Origin of the sequence: Micromonospora parva, assembly GCF_040649675.1 — a bacterium.
Taxonomy (GTDB): Bacteria; Actinomycetota; Actinomycetes; order Mycobacteriales; family Micromonosporaceae; genus Micromonospora; species Micromonospora parva.
Map to the genome: position 1 here is coordinate 151,152 of NZ_JBEZFX010000011.1, position 20,140 is coordinate 171,291.

The following is a 20,140-nucleotide window of genomic DNA, read 5'->3' on the forward strand; positions in this document are numbered from 1 at the left end:
CGGCCGGGCCGCACATGGTGCCCCGAATCGCGTACCGTTGCCGCTCATGGGTGTGTCTCAACGGTTCAAGAGCAAGTTCCGGCGGTTCCTCCAGCGCCCCGGCTCGACCGTGGATCTTGCTCCGCTGGAGAAACTGCTCCCGGCGATCGAGGCGCGCGAGGCTGAGCTCGCCGCGCTCGACGACGCCGAGCTGACCCAGGCCGCGGGTGCCGCCGCCGACTACGAGGAGATCTGCGCCGTCGGCCGCGAGGCCGCCCGCCGTGGCCTCGACCAGCGGCCGTACGACGTGCAGCTGCTGGGCGCGATGTCGCTGCTCTCCGGCAAGGTCGCCGAAATGGCCACCGGTGAGGGCAAGACACTGACCGCCACGATCGCCGCGTACGGGCACGTCCGGCTCGGCAACGGGCCGGTGCACGTGCTCACCATCAACGACTACCTGGCCCGCCGCGACGCCCAGTGGATGGAGCCGGTCTACACCCTGCTCGGCCTCACCGTCGGCTGGGTCAACGAGGCGTCCACCCCGCAGGAGCGGCGCGACGCGTACGCCTGCGACGTCACCTACGTCTCGGTCAGCGAGGCGGGCTTCGACTACCTGCGCGACCAGCTGGCCACCGACGTGGAAGACCGGGTGCAGCCCGCGCTGAGCACCGCCATCGTCGACGAGGCCGACTCGATCATGATCGACGAGGCCCGGGTGCCGATGGTCCTGGCCGGCGCGGTGCCGGGCGAGCAGGACCCGGTGCACGCCGCCGCCGCACTGGTCCGTGGCCTGCGCAAGGGCAAGCACTACACGGTCGCCGAGGACGGGCGGAGCGTGGCGTTCACCTCCGCCGGCCTGGCCGCCATCGAGGCCAAGCTCGGCATCGACCTGTACGACGAGGAGCACGTCGCGCAGCTCTCCGCTGTCAACGTGGCGCTGCACGCCCACGCCCTGCTGCACCGCGACGTGGACTACATCGTCCGCGACGGCACCGTCGAGCTGGTCGACGAGATGCGCGGCCGGGTGGCCCAGCGCCGCCGCTGGCCGGACGGCCTCCAGGCCGCTGTCGAGGCCAAGGAGGGGCTGGACGCCACCGCCGAGGGCGAGGTGCTCGGCACCATCGCCATGCAGGCGTACATCGCGCTCTACCCGAAGGTGTGCGGGATGACCGCCACCGCCGTGCACGTCGGCGACCAGCTGCGGGAGTTCTTCAACCTCGAGGTCGCGGTGATCCCGCCGAACACCCCGTGCATCCGCGAGGACGAGCCGGACCGCATCTACGCCACCCGGGCCGAGAAGGACGAGGCGCTCGTCGACGAGATCCAGCGCGCGCACGCCAAGGGACGGCCGGTGCTGGTCGGCACCCTGGACGTCAAGGAGTCCGAAGGGCTGGCCGCCGGGCTGAACGCTGCCGGCGTGCCCTGCGTCGTGCTGAACGCCAAGAACGACGACGAGGAGGCGGCGATCATCGCCGAGGCCGGCGCGTACGGCGCGGTCACCGTCTCCACCCAGATGGCCGGCCGGGGCGTCGACATCCGGCTCGGCGGCAGCGACCAGAGCGACAGGGAGCGGGTCGCCGAGCTGGGCGGGCTCTACGTGATCGGCAGCGGCCGGCACGACAGCCGCCGGGTGGACGACCAGCTGCGCGGCCGGGCCGGCCGGCAGGGCGACCCCGGTGGCTCGGTCTTCTTCGTCAGCCTGGAGGACGACCTCGTGGTCCGGCACGCCGCCGACTCGGTGCCGGCCTCGCCGCGGATGAACGCCGACGGCCTGGTGACCGACGACCAGGTCGACTACGCGGTGGAGCACGCCCAGCGGGTCGCCGAGGGCGTCAACCACGAGATCCACCGCAACACCTGGCGCTACAGCGTGGTGATCGAGCAGCAGCGCAAGGCCCTCGCCGCGCGCCGGGAGCGATTGCTGACCAGCGACGTGGCAGCGGTGATGCTGCTGGAGAAGGAGCCCGAGAAGGCCGGCGAGATGGACGAGGACCTGCTCGCCCGTGCCGCGCGGTCGATCGCGCTCTACCACCTGGACCGGCTCTGGGCCGAGCACCTGGCCGAGCTGTCGGAGGTCCGTGAGGGCGTGCACCTGCGCGCCCTGGGCCGGCTCGACCCGCTGGACGAGTTCCACCGGGCCGCGGTGCCCGCGTTCAACGACCTGATCCCGGAGATCGAGGCCCGCACCATCGCCACCTTCAACGAGACCGAATTCGATGAGGATTGGCAGCCCGACGACGGCACCCTGGTCCGGCCCACCGCCACGTGGACGTACCTGGTGCACGACAACCCGTTCGGGTCCGAGCTCGACCGCCTGATCGCGTCGATCGGGCGGCGGCTCAGCGGCACCTCGCGCTGAGTTACCGGACGTCGGGGCCCCGTCGCGCCTTCCGGCGCGACAGGGGCCCCGATTTACGCCGTTTCGACCCGGGTTTCCGAGGGTAGTAGGGCTGGTCGGTCGAGTCGGGAGAGAGCAGACGATGACACAGGTGACGATGCGTGCCGGGCAGGCGCGAAACGGCACGGAGGCTGCACACCGGTGAACCTCGACACGCGGGAACCGGTGGTGCAGACACTCGGCGTCCTGGAAGCAGCCGCGCTGTTACGGGAGCTGACCGCCGGGCTGATCGCCCTGACCGACTTTGATGAGGCTCTGCTGGCCCTGGTCCGGGTCACCCGGGACGCCGTCGCCGGGGTGCGCTGGTGCGGGTTCACCGCGCTGCGGGCCGGCGAGCCGGCCGGGGTGGCCGCCTCCGACGAAGGGCTGGCCGGGCTCGACGACCTGCGACACGGTCCGGACTCGCCGGCGATGAGCGCGATCCGTCGCCGCGAGATGATCCTCGCCGCCGACCTGGACGGTGAGCCCCGCTGGCCGGCCTGGACGGCGCGCGCCCGCGACCTCGGCGTACGCGGGGTGATCTCCGCGCCGGTCGACATCGACGACCAGGTGATCGGCGCGATCAACCTGTACGCCGCCGCGCCGGACCTGTTGACCCCGCAACACCAGTTGACCGCGATGCTGCTCGCCGAACACGCCGGACTGCTGCTCGCCGCCGTCCGCGACCGCAGCCGGCAGCTCACCCTCGCAGGTGTTCGGGACGCCTCGCTCCTGCAGGACGGAGTGGTCGACCAGGCCGTCGGCGTGATCATGACGCAGCGCGGTTGCCCGCCGGCCGAGGCCCTCGACGTGCTGCGGACCGCCGCGTCGTCACTGGACATACCGCTGCGCGAGGTGGCCGAACGGCTGGTCCGGACAGTCTCCCGCTCACGCGACACCTGACCACCCCGGCCCGGCGTCCCGCGCGGTCCCCGCATTCCGGCGTCCCCGCGTTCCGCGCGGTCCTGGCGTTCCGCGCGGTCCTGGCGTTCCGCGCGGTCCTGGCGTTCCGCGCGGTCCTGGCGTTCCGCGCGGTCCTGGCGTTCCGCGCGGTCCCCGCGTCCTGGCGTTCGGCGCGGTCCCGCGTCCCCGCGTCCCCGCGTCCCCGCGTCCGCGCGTCCCCGCGTCCCGGCGTCCCGGCGTCCCCGCGTCCGCGCGGTCCCCGCTTGATCGACTCGCGTTTCTTGAAGTCGGGGTGCCCGGGTCGGTGGGACGGCGCGGTTTTCTGAAACCCGAGTGGATCACTCCTGATGTCGGGGTGTCCCGGCCGCCCGGATGGCGCGGTTTCCTGAAACGCGAGTGGATCAGGGCGGGTGGTGTCCGTTCGCCCGGTCAGCGACGAGTCGGACCGTTTCGTTTCGTCTCGACCGACCCCGGGTAGCACTCTGGTCAGGTGAGCTGCGCCGACCCGGGGGAGGACCGATGCAGAGCCGGCTGCGGGTGCAGGGGCATGCGATCCAACCGATGCTGGTGACGTTCCCGCTCGGGCTGTTCGTCAGTGCCACCGTCTTCGATCTCACCGACGTCGTCGGCGGGCCCGCGTTCTTCGGCGAGGTCGGCTACTGGACGGGCATCGCCGCGCTCGTCGCTGCCGCGCTGACCGCCGTGGCCGGCATGGTCGACCTGTGGGACGTTCCGGGTGACCGTACCCGCCGCACCGCAGTCGCCTTCAACCTGGTGAACGCGGTCATGGCCGCCATGTTCCTGCTCACCTGCCTGGTCCGGTCACATTCCCCGCAGCGCGGCGCGTCGGTCGCGATCCTGGTCACCGAGCTGGTCGCGTTGGCCGTCGGCGGGGTCGGCGTGCACCTGGGCGCCCGGCTGATGCGTCAGTTCGACAGCGGCCGTGTCGAGGCTGGCGGCCTGGACGCGCTCGCCGGCTCCACCGGCGAGATCGCCCGCCCCTGACCGACCCGCCCGCCGGGACCGCCGGGCGCGTGAGCCGGGCCCCTGGTCACCCGCACGGGCGTCGAGTCACCCGCACGACGTCTGGTCACCCGCACGACGTCTGGTCACCCGCACGACGTCTGGTCATCCGCACGGCGTCTGGTCACCCCCACTGCGTCTGGTCACCCGCACGGCGTCGAGTCGCCCGCACCGGGGTCGAGCATCCGGGCGGTTTGCGGTCTACCATCCGCGGATGACCTCCTCGCTGGACACGCTGCCGAAGATCGGTGCGCCGGCCACCCGGGCCCTGCACGGCGCCGGCTACACCGCGTTGCGTCAGCTCGCGGGCGTCCCCCGGGCGGATCTGGCCAGGCTGCACGGCATGGGCCCGAAGGCGCTCGACATCCTGCAGTCCGCCCTCGAAGAGCACAGGCTCGGTCTCGGCTGAGGCACCGCCGCCGCTCAGCCGGCGGCAAATGGGTTGCCGCCCGGGTGACCGGCCGCGAGGCTGACCGCCATGACTGTCGAGCGTGACGCCGAGGACCTGATAGCGGAGGCCGCCGCGGCGCCCGTCGATGGTTGGGGCTTCGGTTGGCTGGCCGGCCGGGCCACCGAGGAACGTCCACCCTGGGGGTACGCGCGGCTCGTCGCCGACCGGATGGCGTACGCCGATGCGGCACTGGACGTGGACACCGGCGGCGGGGAGGTGCTCGCCGAGGTGCCGCGTCGACCGAGGCTGCTGACGGCGACCGAGGCGTGGCCGCCGAACGTCGAGGTCGCCCGACGGACCCTGCGTCGGATCGGTGCGTCGGTGGTGGCGGTCGCGCCGGACGGGCCGCTGCCGTTTCGCGACGCCTCGTTCGACCTGGTGGTCAGTCGGCATCCGGTGCGTACCGACTGGGTGCAGACGGCCCGGGTGCTGCGGCCGGGCGGGACGTTCCTGTCGCAGCAGATCGGGGCCGGCACCATGCGGGAGTTGAGTGAGGCGATGCTCGGGCCGTTGCCGCCGCCGGCGCAGCGCCACCCCGAGCAGGCGGCCGCCGCTGCCGAAGCCGCTGGCCTGCGGGTGGTCGACCTGCGTCGGGCCACAGTGCGGGCGACCTTCGCCGACATCGGCGCGGTGGTCTGGTTCCTGCGCAAGGTGATCTGGACGGTGCCCGGGTTCACTGTCGAGCGCTACCGCGCACCCCTGGCCAACCTGCACCGCCGCATCGTCGACGAGGGCCCCTTCGTCGCCCACGCCCACCGTTTCCTCATCGAGGCCACCCACCCCTGACCCCCCTGAACATGCGCCGATCTTGCACTTTCGGTCGCCGCAAAAGCCGCCTACCCGGACAGACCGACCACCGAAACTGCAAGATCGGCGGGAGTGGGAGTGGGAGTGGGGCGCGGGTGGGGGCGCGGGGGTCAGTGGGGGTGGGTGTGGTGGTGGGTGGCCAGGACGTCGGCGCCGAAGTCGCTGGCGGGGCGGCGCAGCACCGTGTGCGCGTGGTTGCCGTCCGCTGTGGTGTTGTCGTACTCGATCAGCAGGTCGTCGCCCTGCACCCGGTAGTAGTGCCGCCGCCCGGGTTGGGTCGGGCCGGCCCAGGCGAAGTGCAGCGCGCCGGCGTCCAGTCGGGTCGCCTCCCGGATGGCCAGCTCGGGCGGCAGCCGGTCGAGGTAGAGGGCGACCACCTGGTCGAGCAGCGCGCGGCCGGTCGGTCCGAGCCGCCGCGCCGGTACGCCGAGCGGCTCCAGCGGCCCGTCGACCCGCCCACGGGTGGCGCTGATGATGTCCGCCGGCGCCTCGTCGGCGATGATGGCGGCGGCCCGTTCGGCCGGGCCCAGCGCGTCGAGCAGGGCGCGGGCCAGGTCCTCCTCGACGCCCAGTGGGCGGGAGACCGGCCGGCCGGCGTAGCGGACGGCGGCCGGGTTGGCGCCGAAGAAGATCGGCGCGGGGGAGACCTGACCGTCCACCACTGTCATGTTCACCGACAGGTGGTGGCCTTCGAGTCGCCACGCCCAGCGGTCGTCGCGCGCCGGGTCGCCGAACACGGCCACCCAGTAGTCGGCGCTGTGCCGCCCGCGCTGCCAGCCCTCGGCCCGGTCCAGCACCTCCTCCAGGGAGATGATGGCCATGGCCTGCGCGTACGCCGAGGGGCTGAGCGCGGTGGCCAGCAGCCGGTGCGCGGCCTTGCGGGCGGTGACGTCGAGGTCGGCGAGGCAGACGCCCGGTCGGGGTCGGGGCCGGTATTCCAGCCAGCGGCGGGCCGCCTCGTCGTCGAACGAGTGCGCGGCGCGCTCGCGGGCGGCGGGGTCGAGCGCGGTCAGCAGCGCGGTGCCGGCGGCCCGCATCTGCTCCGGCAAGGGATCTTCCACCGCCCCTGTATACCGCCAGGCCGGGCCGGTGTCAGCCGACGCGCAGCAGCTCGGTCATCTCCGGCAGGTCGAAGAAGCGCGCGGTTTCGAGGGCCGACGGGTTGCCGTGTGCCGGGTCGGCGCCGGCGGCGAGCAGCGCGCGGACCGCTTCGGTGCTGCTGCGGAAGACCGCCGCGGCCAGCGCGGTCTGACCCCGGTCGTTGGCCCGGGTGTGGTCGGCGCCGCGGCTGAGCAGGGCGGCCACCGTGTCCGGGTGGGCGTGGTACGCGGCGAGGATGAGCAGCGTGTCGCCCTTGTCGTTGGTGAGGTTGACCGGCAGGCCGGCGTCGAGTTGTGCCGCCAGTTCGTCGGTGGAGCCGGCCCGGGCCAGGTCGAACATCCGGTGCGCGAACGCCAGCGTCTCGGCGTCGAGGTCCTCGGTCACCGCCCCAGGTTAGTCGCACCGCTGCTGATAGGTTGCTCGGCCGGCGCGCTGGGGGAGGGATCCGATGGGTGAGACGGTGTACGTGGGCAACGCGGGTGTCGACGGCGCCACCAACGCCGGTTGGCTGCTCGGGCATTTCGCGCCGCCGGGAGAGATCCGGCACAGCACCGACGTCGAGGTGAAGTGGGGTGTGCATCCGCCCGGGCAGGCGCGGTCGCGGTGGGCGACCGGCGAGCTGCGCACCACGCTGCTCGTCCTCGTCGAGGGGTGTTTCCGGGTGGAGCTGCCGGACCGGACGGTACGGCTGGCCGCGCCGGGCGACTACGTGGTGTGGGCTCGTGGGGTCGACCATTCCTGGTTCGCCGAGAGCGCGTCGGTGGTGTTGACAGTGCGGTGGCCGTCGTTGCCGGGCTACCGGGTGGACCCGCCCGTGCTGCGCTGATCGACCCGTGGGGCTGACCGGCGTCCCAACAGGCGGAATTACCTACTAAACCTATAGGCTTTGCCGTCTAGAGTACGAGGGCACCCCGCCGAACGACCCGCGAGGAACCGCCATGACGCACCACCGTCCGGAGCCCGACCTGCTCACCGTTGCCGCCGGGTGGGCCGACCCGGCCGGCTGGCCGGTGGCGCTGCGGTTCGACCCCGCCGAGCGCTGGTACGCCCGCCTCGCCGTCACCGACGAGCACGAGGTGTGGGCGCTGAGCTGGCTGCCCGGGCAGGGCACCGACCTGCACGACCACGGCGGCTCCTCCGGAGCGTTCCGGGTGGTCGCCGGCGTGCTCACCGAGGAGACGGTCAGCACCGGCCGCCTCCGCCCCCGACTGCTGCCCGCCGGTGCCGGCCGGCGCTTCGGCCCCCGGCACGTGCACCAGGTGACCAACCGGGGCGCGGACCCGGCGGTCAGCGTGCACGTCTACCGACCGGCACTGCTGCGCATGACCCGCTACCACCTGCGGGACGGTCGGCTGCGGGTCGCCGAGATCGCCGAGGCCGGCCGGTCCTGGTAGGTCGGCGCACCGAGATCCCCTGTCACCGGAAGGAACCGAGAATGCAGATGACCGCCGAGCACTGTCCCGCCCCCGTGCCGCCGCCGGGCTCCCGGGGCATCGACGAGATCCTGGCCGCCGCCCGGGCCCGGCTGCGCCGACTGGACCCGGAGCGGGCGCACCTGGCGTACCGGAGCGGTGCGCTGCTGGTCGACATCCGCCCGGCCGCCCAGCGGGCCGCGCACGGCGTGGTGCCGGGCTCGCTCATCGTCGAGCGCAACGTGCTGGAGTGGCGCTTCGACCCGCGCTGCCCAGCCCGGCTGCCGCAGGCCGTCGACTACGACGTACCGGTGGTGATCCTCTGCCAGGAGGGTTACACCTCGTCGCTGGCCGCCGCCGCGTTGCAGGACGTCGGCCTGCACCGGGCCACCGACGTGGTCGGTGGGTTCGCGGCCTGGCGGATCGCCGGCCTGCCCGCCCTCGGCCCGACCCCCCTGCACCACCGCGCACCCCACGCGTCCCCGGTCAACGCCGGCCGGACGCGCCGCTGACCGTCACGCCACACCCGGCGTGGCGGCCCACCGCCACTCAGGAGGCACCATGTCCGTCGTCGCCATCCCCACCCGCCGCCACCCGGGGGTACGCCCGGCCCGCCCGCGCACCGGCCCGACCCTGACCATCACCCTCGACCTCGCCCCGGGGCCGCTGAGCCCGCGGTTGGCCCGGCTGGTGCAGCTGCTCGGTGAGCTGGCCGAGTCGGGGGAGGGTCAACTGCGTGCCGTGCGGGACGCCACGCCGGGGCCGCACCCGGTCCCATCTCCCGCCACCGCCGAGCCGTCCGCCGACGAGGACCATGTCCGCATCCTGGCCGGGTCGCGGACGGTCCGCCGGGGCGACCACGTCATCGCGCTGACGCGCATCGAGTACGAGCTGCTGCTGTTCCTGGCCGAGCGGCCGCGCCGGGTCTTCACGCGCCTGCAACTGCTCTCCAGCGTCTGGGGCTACGAGCACGCGGTGGCGCGGACTGTGGACGTGCACGTCCGTCGGCTGCGCGCCAAGCTGGACGGCTCGGAGGTGATCACCACGGTCTACGGGGTCGGTTACCGGCTGGCCGACGCGGCGGCGATCAGCGTGGACCACAGCGGCTGAGCGCTGGTCCGGCGGCACGTGACCGGCCTGGTGAACCGGTCGGGGACCCCCGTATCGGGGCATCTCGGCGACTCTGCTGTAATCATCAGGCCTCGTACGCAGAGCGAGCATCTGGCTCCGATGTGTTCGTCAATTGTCACATTCATGCAACGCAGCCGCCTCTTGACCCTCGCCCAGGCGCCGGGAAGCATCGATGAAGCGGCGTCCCGGGCCGTGGGGAGATACCCGGACCAGCCCAAGGAGGACCATGTCGGTCAGCCCCGCCTCGTCGCGCGCCGGATGGCATACGTCCCAGCCCGCGGTGCCCGGTCGACCTCCCGGCGGGCAGCGTCGCCCGGCGAACACCGCCGCGCCCGTGCTCACCGTGACGCTGTCCATCCCGCTGGCCTGTGAGGAGTCGCTGACCCCGGCGGCACGGCGGCTGCTCGAGGCCGCTCGGGAGATGCTGGAACGGGGCGAAGGCGTCATCATCGGTTCGGTCCCGGCCGAACGCCGCCCCGACCAGGCGCCCGCCGCCCGGTCGGCGGCCCGCCCGATCAGCCCGACCATTCCCGCCCTGCACATCCTCGCGTCGTCGCGCTCGGTGCTGCGCGACGACGAGCCGCTGCCGTTGACCCGGCTGGAGTTCGACCTGCTGCTGCACCTGGTCGCGCACCCGCGTCGGGTGTTCACCCGGCTGCAACTGCTCAACGCTGTCTGGGGCTACGAGCACGCCGGCGTGCGTACCGTCGACGTGCACGTGCGTCGGCTGCGCGGCAAGGTCGGCGTGGACGTTCCGCTGGTCACCACCGTCTACGGCGTCGGCTACCGGCTGGCCGACGACGCCCGGGTCACCATCGACCGCACCGGCTGACCGGCGTCGCCGAGCCGCCCGGCGCGGGGCAGGATGGTCCGGTGCGCATCCGCCCCATCTCGCCCGACCTGCTCGTCACCGAGCTGACCGGTCGGCTGGCCGACGCGGCCACCCGCGTCGCGAGCGCCGCCGCCGGGCCCGCGCGGCTACGGGTGGCAGTGGATGGCGCTCCCGCCGCCGGCGCCGACGAACTGGCCGCGGCGCTCGTCGACCCGCTGCGCGCCCAGGGCCACCCGGTGCTGCACGTCCGCGCCACCGACTTCCTGCGCCCGGCGTCGCTGCGCTTCGAGTTGGGCCGCACCAACCCGGACTCCTTCTACGAGGCATGGGTCGACGAGGCCGGGCTGCGCCGCGAGGTGCTGGACCCGGCCGGTCCGGGCGGCAGCGGCCGACTGCTCCCGTCGCTCTGGGACGCCGACGCCGACCGGGCCAGCCGCGCCCGCTACGTCGACCTGGCACCCGGCGGCGTCGTCCTGGTCAGCGGCCCCCTGCTGCTCGGCGGCGGCCTGCCCTTCGACGTGACCGTCCACCTGGAGCTGTCCCCGGCGGCACTGCGCCGGCGTACCGAAGCAGCCCAGGAGTGGGCGCTGCCGGCCTTCGACAGGTACGCCGAGGAGGTCGTCCCGGCGAGCTTCGCCGACGTGGTGGTACGCGCCGACGACCCCCGCCGACCGGCGCTCGTGGAGCCCGACCAGGACGGCTGACAACAACCGAGAATCTGTCGGTTTGCGCGGCTGATCGGGCGGGTACTCGCCCGGCTCACAGAGCGCGGGTGATCGCCCGCGCACCGAACGCGACCGTGACCGAGGCCCCGTGCCGCCGGCATCCGGTTCAGCTTGAGGCAGAGGCCCAGAAAGGCAGGCAGCGATGCTCGTCCACGACACGGTCGGTACGACCCGGTCCCAGACGGAGATCGACCAGATCCGGCAGTCGCTCCAGGCGCGCTACGACGAGCTGACCGGCGAGTACGACCAGGCGGTGCTCCAGAGCCAGGTGCTGCGGCTGGTGGAGGTCGGCGACACCGCCGGCGACGACCAGGCCGACAGCGGCACCAAGACGGCCGAGCGGGACACCGCCCAGTCCCTGTTGCGCACCATCCTCGACCGCCGCGCCCAGTACGAGCACGCCCTCGGCCGGCTCGAGGAGGGCACCTACGGCTGGTGCGAGGGCTGCTCGGCGGCGATCCCGGTGGAGCGGTTGGAGATCTTCCCGTCCGCCACCACGTGCGTGACGTGCAAGCAGACGCGCGAGCGGCGGGCGGCCTGAGCCACGCCAGCGGTTGCCGGTCGGTCCGCGACGCGATGGACTGCACCAATGGGTGACATCCTGGTGGGCACCGCGTCCTGGACCGACCGCACACTGCTGGACTCGGGGTGGTACCCGCAGACCGCTGACACCCCGGAGAAGCGGTTGGCGTACTACGCCCGGCAGTTCCCACTCGTCGAAGTGGACGCCACCTACTACTCGCCGCCGGCGGAGGCGACCGCCCGGCTGTGGGCCGAGCGCACCCCGCCCGGCTTCACCTTCAACATCAAGGCGTTCAGCCTGCTCACCGGGCACCCCACCCGGGTCAGCGCGCTCTACAAGGACCTGCGCCCCGAGACCGACAAGAAGAACGTCTACCCCGACGACCTGCCCGCGCAGTCGTACGAGGAGGTGTGGACGCGCTTCCTGTCCGCGTTGGACCCGCTGGTCGAGGCCGGCAAACTGGGCGCGCTGCTGTTCCAGTTCCCGCCCTGGTTCACCATCAAGCGGGCCAACAAGCAGTACCTGCTGGAGGTGGCGAAGCGCTGCGCGCCCCTGCGCCCGGTGTACGAGTTCCGGCACGCCTCCTGGTTCGACGGTGACAACGCCGACGAGACCCTGGCCTTCCTGCGCGAGCACCACCTGCCGTACGTGTGCGTGGACATGCCGCAGGGCCACCGCTCGTCGCTCCCCCCGGTGCTGGCCGCCACCGCGGACCTCGCGGTGATGCGTTTCCACGGCCACAGCGACAAGTGGACCAGCAAGGACATCCACGAGAAGTTCGGCTACCACTACTCCAAGCGGGAGTTGGCCGACTGGGCGCCGAAGCTGCGCGAGCTGGCCGACGAGGCCGGGCAGACCCACGTTCTCATGAACAATTGCTACCGCGACTATGCGCAGACCAACGCGAAGACCCTCGCCGGTCTCCTCGACGTGGACTGACCTCACCCGATCCGGGTGGTGCCACATCACCCGCCCCGCGGCGAGGGTGGACGCGGTGGGTACGGCCGTCCGCGGACGGTCGACGCCGGAGACGACACGGAGGTGACGGGGATGACGGTTCGACTGGTGACGGATCGACGGCGTGGTGCCGTCCTGCACGTGGTCGGCTCGGCCGACAACGCCCGACGAGCACCGCAGGGCAGCCCGGTGCGGGCCCGCCGTGGGCCGGTGGGGCCGCCGCGCCGCGCCGATGACCGACGGTGGGACACCATGGAACGGGGGTCGACCAATGGCTGACTCGATGATCTCGGCGTTCGAGTCCTCGCTGGACAAGACGAACATCATTCTCAAGGACATCGAGGACGCCTACGGTTGGCCGAAGGAGCGACGCAACCAGTCGTACGCGGCCCTGCGCACGGTGCTGCACCTGCTGCGCGACCGGCTGCCGGTGAACGAGAGCGTGGAGTTCGCCCAGCAGTTGCCGGTGCTGGTCCGGGGCATCTACTTCGACGGCTGGGTGCCGTCGGACGTGCCGATCAAGCTCAACCGCGACGACTTCCTGTACGAGGTGCGGCAGGGCTTCCCGTACGACGCGGAGGGTGGCCCGGAGCGGGTGACGCAGGTGGTGCTGGACACGCTGCGCCGCCACGTCACCCAGGGTGAGTGGCAGGACGTGAAGGACACCATGCCCAGGGATCTCGCGGTGATGATGCCGTGACGGCCTGACAGCGTGGGCCCGCCCGACCATCGTCGGGCGGGCTCAGTCGTCGGTGCCGGCTGCCTCGGCAGCGGTGGGCACCCGCGACACCGGGTGCCCGGCCCGGCGGGCCAGCGCGGCGAACGCGACAGCGTCCACGACCGCCGCGCCGCCCGGATCGTTGTTGAAATAGACGTACGCCGGCTCGTCCGGGCCGAAGTCGTCGGTCAGCCGGCGCACCCAGGACCGCAGCGCGGCGCGACCATAGCGGGGCCAGGGCCGCGCCCGCCCCTCGTGCAGCCGCAGGTAGCCGAAGTCGGTGGTGCGCCAGCGGGGGGCGACCGGCCGTCCGAGCCGGTCCGCCCACACCAGCGCGGCCCGACGCCGTTCCAGCACCGCCCGGGTGGCGTCGGTCCACCAGGAGGGGTGCCGGGGCTCGACAGCGACCCGCACCTGCGCCGGGAACAGTCGCAGCGTCGCGTCCAGCGCCTCGACGTCCGCCCGCAGGTTCGGTGGTAGTTGCAGCAGCACCGGGCCGAGCCGGTCACCGAGCGCGGTGGCCCGGCCGAGGAACCGGGCCACCGGCTCCGCCGGGTCGCGCAGTCGCTTGATGTGGGTGAGGTAGCGGCTCATCTTCACCGCCACGCAGAAGTCCGCCGGGGTCCGCGCCCGCCAGGCGGCGAAGGTGTCCCGCTCGGGAAGCCGGTAGAAGGCGTTGTTGACCTCGACAGTGGCGAACCCGGCCGCGAAGTGCTCCAGCCAGAGCCGCTGGGGCAGACCCCGCGGGTAGAAACGGCCGCGCCAGTCCCGGTACTGCCAGCCGGACGTGCCCACCACGATCACCAGCCCATCCTGGCACTCTGCGCCGCCGCTCGCGAACCGCCCGTGTCGCCCCGGTTCGGCGTCTACGGTGAGGGTTAGAGAAGATCGCGCGTGGGGTACCACCCGCAGCACGACGGACCCCGGCGCACGGCGGGGCGGCACACCCGAGGGAGTACCGATGGCACTCAACGATGACGACATGCAGACCACCGGCGGCGGCGGCGTGGAGGGCCCGGCCGACGGTGGCGCGACCCCCGGTCAGCACGACGGTGGCGCCGACGGTGGCGCGGAGGGTCCCGCCGACGGTGGTGCCACCCCGGGTCAGCACGACGGTGGCGCTGACGGCGGCGCGGAGGGCCCCGCTGACGGCGGTGCCACCCCGGGTCAGCACGACGGTGGCGCCGACGGCAGCGCGGAGGGCCCCGCCGACGGCGGTGCCACCCCGGGCCAGCAGGACGGTGGCGCTGACGGCAGCGCCCGGTAGCGGCACGCCATGACGTACCTCGACCCGCCGGGCGGCCACCACGGCCGCCCGGCGGTTCCGTCCGCCGAGGCCACCGCCGCGTTGGCCCGCTGCGTCTCGGTCGAACCGGCCAAGTTCGCCGCCGCGCACTGGGGGCACACCCCGCTGCTGTCGCGCGCCGCCGACCTGCCCGACCCGTCCGGCTTCACCGACCTGCTCAGCCCCGCCGACGCCGACGAACTGCTGAGTCGGCGCGGTCTGCGTACCCCGTTCCTGCGCGTGGCCAAGGACGGCCAGTTGGTCGCGGCGTCGCGCTGGACCGGCGGCGGCGGTGCGGGCGCCGAGATCGGCGACCAGGTCCTCGACGAGCGGGTCCTGGAGCAGTACGCCTCTGGGGCCACCCTGGTGTTGCAGGGTCTGCACCGGATCTGGCCGCCGCTCGTCGACTTCGCCCGCGATCTGGGCCTCGCGCTCAACCAGCCGTTGCAGATCAACGCCTACCTGACCCCGGCCGGCAGTCAGGGCTTCGCCACCCACTACGACACCCACGACGTGTTCGTGCTCCAGGTCGACGGCCGCAAGCACTGGCGCATCCACCCGCCGGTGCTGCCCGACCCGCTGGAGAAGCAGCAGTGGGGTGGCCGCGCCGACGAGGTTGCCGCCACCGCACAGGGCCCGGCCGCGCTGGACGTGGTGCTCGCCCCCGGTGACGCCCTCTACCTGCCCCGGGGGTGGCTGCACAGCGCGCAGGCGCAGGACGCCAGCTCGCTGCACCTGACCGTGGGCATCCGCGCGCTCACCCGCTACGCCCTGGTCGAGGAGTTGTTGGCGCTGGCCGCCGAGGACCAGCGACTGCGAGCCAGCCTGCCGTTCGGCACCGACGTCGCCGACCCGGACGCCATCGAGCCGGAGCTGACCGAGACCGTGGAGGCGTTGCGGGACTGGCTGCTGCGCGTCGACCCGGGCGCGGTCGCCGCGCGGCTGCGCCAGCGCGCCTGGCCGGCCGCCCGCCCGGCGCCGATCCGGCCGCTCGCCCAGGCCGACGCGCTGGCCACCCTGGACGCCGACTCCCGGCTCACACTGCGGCCGGGCCTGCGCTGGCAGCTGGTGCCGCACGATCCGGAGACGGTGGCGGTGCGGCTTTTCGATCGCACCATCACCCTGCCGGCGAGCTGCGAGCCGGCCACCCGCGCCCTGCTCACCGGCACCGTCACCCGGGTCGGTGACCTGCCGGGTCTACCCGACGACGCCGACCGGGTCACCCTGGCCCGACGGCTGCTCCGCGAGGCAGTGCTCGTCCCGGCTCTGACCGGCTGATCGAGCGGTCCCGGCCGTGATCGAGCGGTCCCGGCCGTGATCGACTCGCTTTTCAGGAAGTCGCGGTGTCCGGGAGGCAGGGACAGCGCGGTTTCCAGGAAGCCGAGTCGATCACGACGGGGCGCGCACGGCGCGAGGGCCCGCGCCGGCGGGACCGCCGCACGCGGGGTCAGCGGCCGAGGACCAGCAGCAGCACGGTGGTCAGCAGACCGGCACCGAGGACCACGGTGATCGGCCGGGGACCGAGCACCGCGTGCCGGCGGTCGGCCAGCACCCGCGCCGGCACCAGACCCACCAGCGGGCCGAGCAGCGTCACCACCAGCGCCAGCACCGGCAGACCGACCGCCAGGTCGCCGCCGTAGCCGACACCGAGCGCGCGGGCACCGGCACCCAGCGCGTACGCCAGCACCCCGCCGGCCACCCCGCACAGCACCAGCAGCGGGTTGACCGAGCCCGGCAACTCGCCCGGCTGACCGGCCCGGTCCATCAGGTCACGGGCCTTGGCGAGCAGCGGCACCGGGTCGGTGGCCCCGACGCCGTTCGCCGGGGCGGGCGGGCCGCCGAGGCGACGGGCGCCGAGGCGCGAACGGACCAGCTGCCACAGGTGGGCCACCTCGGCGTCGACCCGTTCCTGCAGCTCACGGGCGGCGACCAGCTCCTCCTCGGCGCTGCGGAGCTGCTCGGCCGCGTCGGCGACGGCCCGCTCGGCGGCGGCGCACTGCCGCTCGTGCCAGGTGTGCGCCTCGGCGCGCTGTTCGCGCACCCGCGCGGTGAGGTCGGCCAGCCGCCGCAGCTGCGCCGCGTACGTCTCGCTGGTCACCGGTTCGTTCATCGCGTCGGTCCATACGGGATGATCACCTGTCCGGTGCGGTGGACCGCCCGGTCGAAGAAGAGGCCCCGCCACGGGCGGGGATACCAGTCCGGGCCGCCGGTGCCCGGGTAGAGCGAGGAACCCAGCTCCCCGCCGTGCGCGTCCAGGGCCACCCACGCGCCGATCTGGTCCGTGCGGGCGGCCGGCCCACCCAGGTCGGCGCGCATCCGGGCGACACCCCGCCACCAGGCCAGCACGTGCGTGCGCCGCTCCGGCCCGTCGTGCAGGATCCGGCGCAGCTGCTCCAGACCGGTCCGCCGACCCGCCCGGACGGCCAGCGCGCCCGCTGCCGCGTCGACTGCGAACAACAGCAGGTAGTGCGGGCTCCCCGGGCCGCCGCTGAGCCCGTCGGCCGTCTCGGCCATCAGCTCGCCGACGGTCTCCTCGTCGTACCAGGCGGCGTCGTCGGCCAGGTCGTCGTAGAGGGCGCGGGCGACCGGGTCGGCGTCCGCGTCGAGGCAGGCGATGGAGAACCGGGCGGTGCCCGGCGGGTGCTGGCGGGCCAGCGACCGGGCCGCCGCGTCCAGCACCGCGCACGCCTCGTCGACCCGGGTGCCGAGCACCGCGAGGTTGCGGCCCGGGGCGCGCGGCAGCCGCAGCGCCGCTGAGCGGGACTGCACGTCGATGATCTCGCCGAGCAGCGCCACCGGGTTACGCGGCGCGCTGCCGTCCGGCGGCGCGGCCAGCGCCCGGAAGTCCGGGGCGTCGGTCAGCCGGGGGATCGCGTCGCCGTCGAAGAGCCGGGCGGGCGCCGCGTCGGGGGCGCGCATCCGCCACAGCCGGTGCTGCAACCCGCTCCAGGTCTCCCAGTCGCTGGCCGACGGGATGCGGGCGACCTCGTTGCCCTCCACCATGCCCGACTCCGCGTTGACCACCGCGTGCCAACGCGGCAGGGACTGCGCGGCGTCGTTGCGCTCGGCCAGGATCCGCAACGCCTTGGGCAGCGCGATCCGCAACGTGAACTGGGCGACCAGCGCCGGACGGCCCCACAGCGCCTCGATGCCCCGCACGTCCTGCGAGGCGAGCACCAGGTGGATGCCCTGGGACCGGCCGCGGCGAGCCAGGTCCTCCAACAGGTCGGCCGCCTCCCGGGCGACCACGTCCCGGCCGGCCAGCAGCATCTGGAACTCGTCGACGACGGCGACGATCCGGGGCCAGTGCCCGGTCGGGTCGACCGCGCGCAGCTCGGCCAGCTTGGTCACCTCGTGCTTCTTGGCCGCGTCGGCGCGTCGGCGCAACTCCTCGGCGAGGAAGCGCAGCAGCGCCAGCCCGAACTCCCGGTCGGTGTTGACGTTGATGCCGACCAGGCGCATGTGCGGCAACCAGCTCGGGTCGCGCCGGCCCTGCGCGAACCGCGCGAAGGAGACCCCCTCCTTGAAATCCAGCAGGTAGAACTCCAGCTCGGCGGGGGAGTAGCGGGCCGCCAGGGCGCCGATCCAGGCGAAGATCAGGTTGGTCTTGCCGGTGCCGGACGGCCCACCGATCAGCGCGTGCGGTGGATAGTCGCCCAGCGTCACCCGCACCGGCCGGCCGTGCGGGCCCTCACCGATCGGCGCGGTCAACCCGTCGGCGGAGTCCTCCCGCCACATCAGCTCGGGCGGGGGCAGCAGGTCGGTGAAGGGGGTCGGCGGCGGGCCCGCGTTCACCCGGGCGGCCACGTCCCGGCAGGTCTCGGTGACCAGCGTCGCCGGTGGCGGTGGGTCCAGCCGGACCGGCAGCCCGGCCGAACCGCCGATCCGCGCGCCGGACGCTTCGGCCACCACCCGGGTCACCGTCGGGTCCTCCGGCAACGGCGCACCGTGCACCACCAGGTGTACGCCGCAGGCGGCGCCGGCACGCACCACCCGGTCCAGTTGCCCGCGCTCGTGCCGGTTCAGCTCCTCCCCGCCGAGCAGCACCGCCACCCGCCACGGTTCGGGTCGTCGGCCGGTCGCCGCCGCCAGTTCGCGCAGCGACGCGTACTCCCCGGCGAGGACCGTCTCGTTGATCCGGCGGATCTGCTCCACCAGGTCGTCCAGCAGCGGACCCAACCCGCCCGGGCCGACGAAGGTGAGCAGCCCCGCCGTGCCCAACGGGGCGAACCCGGCCAGACCACCGCCGAGCTGGTCCGGGTCGTACCCGATCAGTCGTACCGCCCCGGGGTCGGCGCGACCGACGGCCCGCAGCAGCAACGCGGCCACCACCGCGTCGCAGCCGGCGCGGTCGTTTCCGGAGAGGTGGACGTGCCCGGCGTCGAGCAGCGGCACCAGCGCGGGCACCGGGTCGACGCCGTCGATCCCGACCGTGCCGACCCGCAGCGCGCCGGGCGGCTCGGCCCGGCGGGCGGGCGTCGGCGCCCACCCGGCCCAGTCGGCCCCCGCGCAGCCGGGGGCCTCCTGCCGGGCCGCGTCGGCGGCCCGCCGGGCCAGCTCCGCGATCCGGGCCGAGTAGCGGGCGTCGATCTCGGCGATGCGGCGGTCGCGTTGGGCGCCCACCCGCTGCGGTACGGCGGCGGCCGCCCGCTGGACCCGGGCCAGTCGTTCCCTGCCGGCGGTCAGCTCGGCGTGGGCGGCGGACAGCCGGGTACGGGTGGCGCCGAGCGCCTCGGCGAGGGTGTCCCGGACCCGGCTGGCCAGCTGACCGCGCCGGTCAGCCATCAGAGCCCCGACGCGTCGGCGCGTCCCGCCACGGGCTGCCCGAGCGCGGGGGTGGCCCGCCGGGGCGCGGCGACAGCCCGTCCGGGCGCGGCGGCAGGCCACCGGAGCGCTGCGCGGCGGGCGTGCCCGGCCGCTGCACCGCACCGCCGGGGCGGGGAACCCCGACCGCTGGCCGTCCGGTCCCACCCGGTCGCTGCGCGCCCGCCGGTTGCCCGGTGCGCGCCGGTTGTCCCGCGTCGCCTCGCGGACCCGCGCCCGCCGGTTCTCTCGCGCCGCCGGCTTCTCTCGCGCCGCCGGCCGGCAGGTCCCGGCCGAGGCGGGCGAGCAGCAGCCCGGTCGCCACCCCGGCGGTCACCGCGGAGTCGGCGGCGTGCGGTGGCTCGCCTGAGGAGCGCGGCGGCGGCATCCGGCACACCCGGGTCAGCAGCGTCTCCAGCACCGGCGCCGGCAGCCCGGGCAGCAGGTCACGGACGCGCCCGTCCAACTCGCCGCGCAGCCGACCGAGGTCGCTGGCGCGGGGCGGGTGACCGAGCAGCTCACCGGCCAGCTCGCGCAGCAGCGGTGGCGCCAGCGCCGCCATGCCCAGCCCCACGTCGGCGGAGGCCCGGCGCAGCTCCGTGCGGAGCCGGTCCCGGTCGCCGGAGCGGACCCCACCCGCCACCCGGCGCAGCAACTCCTGGGAGTCGCCCACCCGCTCGTCGGGTTCGTCGTCGGTGCCCTCGCGCCCGCCGGTCAGCTCGGCCACCCGCACCGACCACCAGCGGCGCATGCGCACCTGCTCGGCCGACTCCGGTGCCACGGCGGTCGGCCCGGCCGCCGGTGGCGTGTCGTGTCGGGGAGCGCGTTGCTCGGGTCGGGGGGCCGGGCCGCCGTCCGCGCCGAGCCCGATCGCCGTCAGGTAGGCCGACAGCTGCTCCTGCGCCACCCGCAGCGCGTAGCCGGCGCTCTCGGCGTGCTCGGTGGCGGCGGACAGCTCGGGCACCCCCATCGGGTTGGCCGACTCCTGTCGTACCCAGCGCAGCCGCTCCGCGGCCAGGCCGAACTTCTCCAGCGCCTGCCCGAGCAGGGCGTGCGGGAACTCCTCGGTGGCGGCACGGACCTGCCCGCCGACATCCTCGATGATGGACATGA

At 74.1% G+C, this 20,140-nt stretch carries 23 protein-coding genes; 17 read left to right on the forward strand and 6 right to left on the reverse strand.

The genetic code is table 11. The features are described from left to right. The first annotated feature begins 46 nt into the window (after window positions 1–46). The 5 genes from secA2 to AB0C03_RS26080 all read left to right on the forward strand — a co-directional run bounded on the left by secA2 (window position 47) and on the right by AB0C03_RS26080 (window position 5,519). On the forward strand, window positions 47–2,338 hold the full coding sequence (secA2, locus tag AB0C03_RS26060) for an accessory Sec system translocase SecA2 (protein WP_030332707.1): 2,292 nt from the start codon (window positions 47–49) through the stop codon (window positions 2,336–2,338). A gap of 180 nt (window positions 2,339–2,518) precedes the next feature. After that, the gene (locus AB0C03_RS26065; protein ID WP_210860052.1) at window positions 2,519–3,259 is read left to right on the forward strand and encodes a GAF and ANTAR domain-containing protein; all 741 of its coding nucleotides are present in this window, start codon (window positions 2,519–2,521) and stop codon (window positions 3,257–3,259) included. 519 nt (window positions 3,260–3,778) lie between these two features. Beyond that, window positions 3,779–4,264 (forward strand): DUF2231 domain-containing protein, encoded by a 486-nt coding sequence (locus AB0C03_RS26070; RefSeq protein WP_357639434.1) that lies wholly within the window; start codon window positions 3,779–3,781, stop codon window positions 4,262–4,264. Between the two features lie 232 nt (window positions 4,265–4,496). Next, window positions 4,497–4,691: a helix-hairpin-helix domain-containing protein gene (locus tag AB0C03_RS26075; protein ID WP_030332711.1), complete on the forward strand. Its 195-nt coding sequence runs from the start codon at window positions 4,497–4,499 to the stop codon at window positions 4,689–4,691. Window positions 4,692–4,760: 69 nt separating this feature from the next. After that, the gene (locus AB0C03_RS26080; RefSeq protein ID WP_357639436.1) at window positions 4,761–5,519 is read left to right on the forward strand and encodes a class I SAM-dependent methyltransferase; all 759 of its coding nucleotides are present in this window, start codon (window positions 4,761–4,763) and stop codon (window positions 5,517–5,519) included. 131 nt (window positions 5,520–5,650) lie between these two features. On the opposite strand, the gene AB0C03_RS26085 is transcribed toward AB0C03_RS26080, so the two are convergent. After that, on the reverse strand, window positions 5,651–6,601 hold the full coding sequence (locus AB0C03_RS26085) for a DUF3500 domain-containing protein (RefSeq protein WP_357639439.1): 951 nt from the start codon (window positions 6,599–6,601) through the stop codon (window positions 5,651–5,653). A 31-nt stretch (window positions 6,602–6,632) separates the two neighbouring features. Beyond that, window positions 6,633–6,980, reverse strand: a complete 348-nt coding sequence (locus tag AB0C03_RS26090) for an ankyrin repeat domain-containing protein (RefSeq protein WP_400446865.1) — start codon at window positions 6,978–6,980, stop codon at window positions 6,633–6,635. Window positions 6,981–7,089: 109 nt separating this feature from the next. Between AB0C03_RS26090 and AB0C03_RS26095 the strand changes: the two genes are divergently transcribed. From AB0C03_RS26095 to AB0C03_RS26140, 10 genes are all read left to right on the forward strand, one after another. Beyond that, window positions 7,090–7,467 carry a signal peptidase I gene (locus tag AB0C03_RS26095; RefSeq protein WP_030332718.1) on the forward strand — a complete coding sequence of 126 codons (378 nt, stop codon included), beginning with the start codon at window positions 7,090–7,092 and terminating at the stop codon, window positions 7,465–7,467. Window positions 7,468–7,579: 112 nt separating this feature from the next. Continuing rightward, window positions 7,580–8,035: a cysteine dioxygenase gene (locus AB0C03_RS26100; RefSeq protein WP_357639444.1), complete on the forward strand. Its 456-nt coding sequence runs from the start codon at window positions 7,580–7,582 to the stop codon at window positions 8,033–8,035. 41 nt (window positions 8,036–8,076) lie between these two features. Then, entirely contained in the window at window positions 8,077–8,565 is a 489-nt protein-coding gene (locus tag AB0C03_RS26105; protein ID WP_030332722.1) for a rhodanese-like domain-containing protein, read from the forward strand. Window positions 8,566–8,686: 121 nt separating this feature from the next. Further along, window positions 8,687–9,163, forward strand: a complete 477-nt coding sequence (locus tag AB0C03_RS26110; RefSeq protein WP_030332723.1) for a winged helix-turn-helix domain-containing protein — start codon at window positions 8,687–8,689, stop codon at window positions 9,161–9,163. A gap of 247 nt (window positions 9,164–9,410) precedes the next feature. Further along, entirely contained in the window at window positions 9,411–10,016 is a 606-nt protein-coding gene (locus AB0C03_RS26115) for a winged helix-turn-helix domain-containing protein (protein ID WP_357639447.1), read from the forward strand. A 41-nt stretch (window positions 10,017–10,057) separates the two neighbouring features. Continuing rightward, entirely contained in the window at window positions 10,058–10,720 is a 663-nt protein-coding gene (locus AB0C03_RS26120; protein WP_030332727.1) for a nucleoside/nucleotide kinase family protein, read from the forward strand. Between the two features lie 163 nt (window positions 10,721–10,883). Beyond that, a complete protein-coding gene (locus tag AB0C03_RS26125) occupies window positions 10,884–11,282 on the forward strand; it encodes a TraR/DksA family transcriptional regulator (protein WP_030332729.1) in 399 nt (132 codons plus the stop codon). A gap of 48 nt (window positions 11,283–11,330) precedes the next feature. Beyond that, window positions 11,331–12,203, forward strand: coding sequence for a DUF72 domain-containing protein (locus AB0C03_RS26130; RefSeq protein ID WP_030332731.1), 873 nt, complete (start codon window positions 11,331–11,333; stop codon window positions 12,201–12,203). Window positions 12,204–12,314: 111 nt separating this feature from the next. After that, window positions 12,315–12,500, forward strand: coding sequence for a hypothetical protein (locus AB0C03_RS26135; protein WP_357639451.1), 186 nt, complete (start codon window positions 12,315–12,317; stop codon window positions 12,498–12,500). Further along, window positions 12,493–12,921 carry a DUF2267 domain-containing protein gene (locus AB0C03_RS26140; protein WP_030332735.1) on the forward strand — a complete coding sequence of 143 codons (429 nt, stop codon included), beginning with the start codon at window positions 12,493–12,495 and terminating at the stop codon, window positions 12,919–12,921. Before AB0C03_RS26135 ends, AB0C03_RS26140 begins: the two co-directional genes overlap by 8 nt. 42 nt (window positions 12,922–12,963) lie before the next feature. Here AB0C03_RS26140 and AB0C03_RS26145 read toward each other — a convergent pair whose 3' ends face one another. Then, entirely contained in the window at window positions 12,964–13,743 is a 780-nt protein-coding gene (locus AB0C03_RS26145) for a DUF72 domain-containing protein (RefSeq protein WP_209444563.1), read from the reverse strand. A 157-nt stretch (window positions 13,744–13,900) separates the two neighbouring features. Here AB0C03_RS26145 and AB0C03_RS26150 point away from each other — a divergent pair, with 157 nt between their 5' ends. Continuing rightward, a complete protein-coding gene (locus tag AB0C03_RS26150; RefSeq protein WP_357594092.1) occupies window positions 13,901–14,206 on the forward strand; it encodes a hypothetical protein in 306 nt (101 codons plus the stop codon). 9 nt (window positions 14,207–14,215) lie between these two features. Continuing rightward, complete coding sequence (locus tag AB0C03_RS26155; RefSeq protein WP_357639455.1) at window positions 14,216–15,502, forward strand: cupin domain-containing protein; 1,287 nt, start codon at window positions 14,216–14,218, stop codon at window positions 15,500–15,502. Between the two features lie 169 nt (window positions 15,503–15,671). Here the strand turns inward: AB0C03_RS26155 and AB0C03_RS26160 are convergent, their stop codons facing one another. The 3 genes from AB0C03_RS26160 to AB0C03_RS26170 are packed head-to-tail and all read right to left on the reverse strand — an operon-like array spanning window position 15,672 to window position 20,138. After that, the gene (locus tag AB0C03_RS26160; protein ID WP_357639458.1) at window positions 15,672–16,334 is read right to left on the reverse strand and encodes a hypothetical protein; all 663 of its coding nucleotides are present in this window, start codon (window positions 16,332–16,334) and stop codon (window positions 15,672–15,674) included. After that, window positions 16,331–19,009, reverse strand: coding sequence for an FtsK/SpoIIIE domain-containing protein (locus AB0C03_RS26165; protein ID WP_357639460.1), 2,679 nt, complete (start codon window positions 19,007–19,009; stop codon window positions 16,331–16,333). The genes AB0C03_RS26160 and AB0C03_RS26165 overlap by 4 nt, the downstream gene beginning before the upstream one ends. Further along, window positions 19,002–20,138: a hypothetical protein gene (locus AB0C03_RS26170; RefSeq protein WP_357639462.1), complete on the reverse strand. Its 1,137-nt coding sequence runs from the start codon at window positions 20,136–20,138 to the stop codon at window positions 19,002–19,004. Before AB0C03_RS26170 ends, AB0C03_RS26165 begins: the two co-directional genes overlap by 8 nt. Window positions 20,139–20,140 lie beyond the last annotated feature (2 nt).

What these genes read in the sequence shown, in the direction of transcription:
- secA2 (WP_030332707.1), top strand. Translation starts at nt 47, where the DNA reads ATGGGTGTGTCTCAACGGTTCAAGAGCAAGTTCCGGCGGTTCCTCCAG.
- AB0C03_RS26070 (WP_357639434.1), top strand. Translation starts at nt 3,779, where the DNA reads ATGCAGAGCCGGCTGCGGGTGCAGGGGCATGCGATCCAACCGATGCTG.
- AB0C03_RS26075 (WP_030332711.1), top strand. Translation starts at nt 4,497, where the DNA reads ATGACCTCCTCGCTGGACACGCTGCCGAAGATCGGTGCGCCGGCCACC.
- AB0C03_RS26080 (WP_357639436.1), top strand. Translation starts at nt 4,761, where the DNA reads ATGACTGTCGAGCGTGACGCCGAGGACCTGATAGCGGAGGCCGCCGCG.
- AB0C03_RS26090 (WP_400446865.1), bottom strand. Translation starts at nt 6,980, where the DNA reads ATGTTCGACCTGGCCCGGGCCGGCTCCACCGACGAACTGGCGGCACAA.
- AB0C03_RS26095 (WP_030332718.1), top strand. Translation starts at nt 7,090, where the DNA reads ATGGGTGAGACGGTGTACGTGGGCAACGCGGGTGTCGACGGCGCCACC.
- AB0C03_RS26100 (WP_357639444.1), top strand. Translation starts at nt 7,580, where the DNA reads ATGACGCACCACCGTCCGGAGCCCGACCTGCTCACCGTTGCCGCCGGG.
- AB0C03_RS26105 (WP_030332722.1), top strand. Translation starts at nt 8,077, where the DNA reads ATGCAGATGACCGCCGAGCACTGTCCCGCCCCCGTGCCGCCGCCGGGC.
- AB0C03_RS26115 (WP_357639447.1), top strand. Translation starts at nt 9,411, where the DNA reads ATGTCGGTCAGCCCCGCCTCGTCGCGCGCCGGATGGCATACGTCCCAG.
- AB0C03_RS26125 (WP_030332729.1), top strand. Translation starts at nt 10,884, where the DNA reads ATGCTCGTCCACGACACGGTCGGTACGACCCGGTCCCAGACGGAGATC.
- AB0C03_RS26130 (WP_030332731.1), top strand. Translation starts at nt 11,331, where the DNA reads ATGGGTGACATCCTGGTGGGCACCGCGTCCTGGACCGACCGCACACTG.
- AB0C03_RS26135 (WP_357639451.1), top strand. Translation starts at nt 12,315, where the DNA reads ATGACGGTTCGACTGGTGACGGATCGACGGCGTGGTGCCGTCCTGCAC.
- AB0C03_RS26140 (WP_030332735.1), top strand. Translation starts at nt 12,493, where the DNA reads ATGGCTGACTCGATGATCTCGGCGTTCGAGTCCTCGCTGGACAAGACG.
- AB0C03_RS26150 (WP_357594092.1), top strand. Translation starts at nt 13,901, where the DNA reads ATGGCACTCAACGATGACGACATGCAGACCACCGGCGGCGGCGGCGTG.
- AB0C03_RS26155 (WP_357639455.1), top strand. Translation starts at nt 14,216, where the DNA reads ATGACGTACCTCGACCCGCCGGGCGGCCACCACGGCCGCCCGGCGGTT.
- AB0C03_RS26160 (WP_357639458.1), bottom strand. Translation starts at nt 16,334, where the DNA reads ATGAACGAACCGGTGACCAGCGAGACGTACGCGGCGCAGCTGCGGCGG.
- AB0C03_RS26165 (WP_357639460.1), bottom strand. Translation starts at nt 19,009, where the DNA reads ATGGCTGACCGGCGCGGTCAGCTGGCCAGCCGGGTCCGGGACACCCTC.
- AB0C03_RS26170 (WP_357639462.1), bottom strand. Translation starts at nt 20,138, where the DNA reads ATGTCCATCATCGAGGATGTCGGCGGGCAGGTCCGTGCCGCCACCGAG.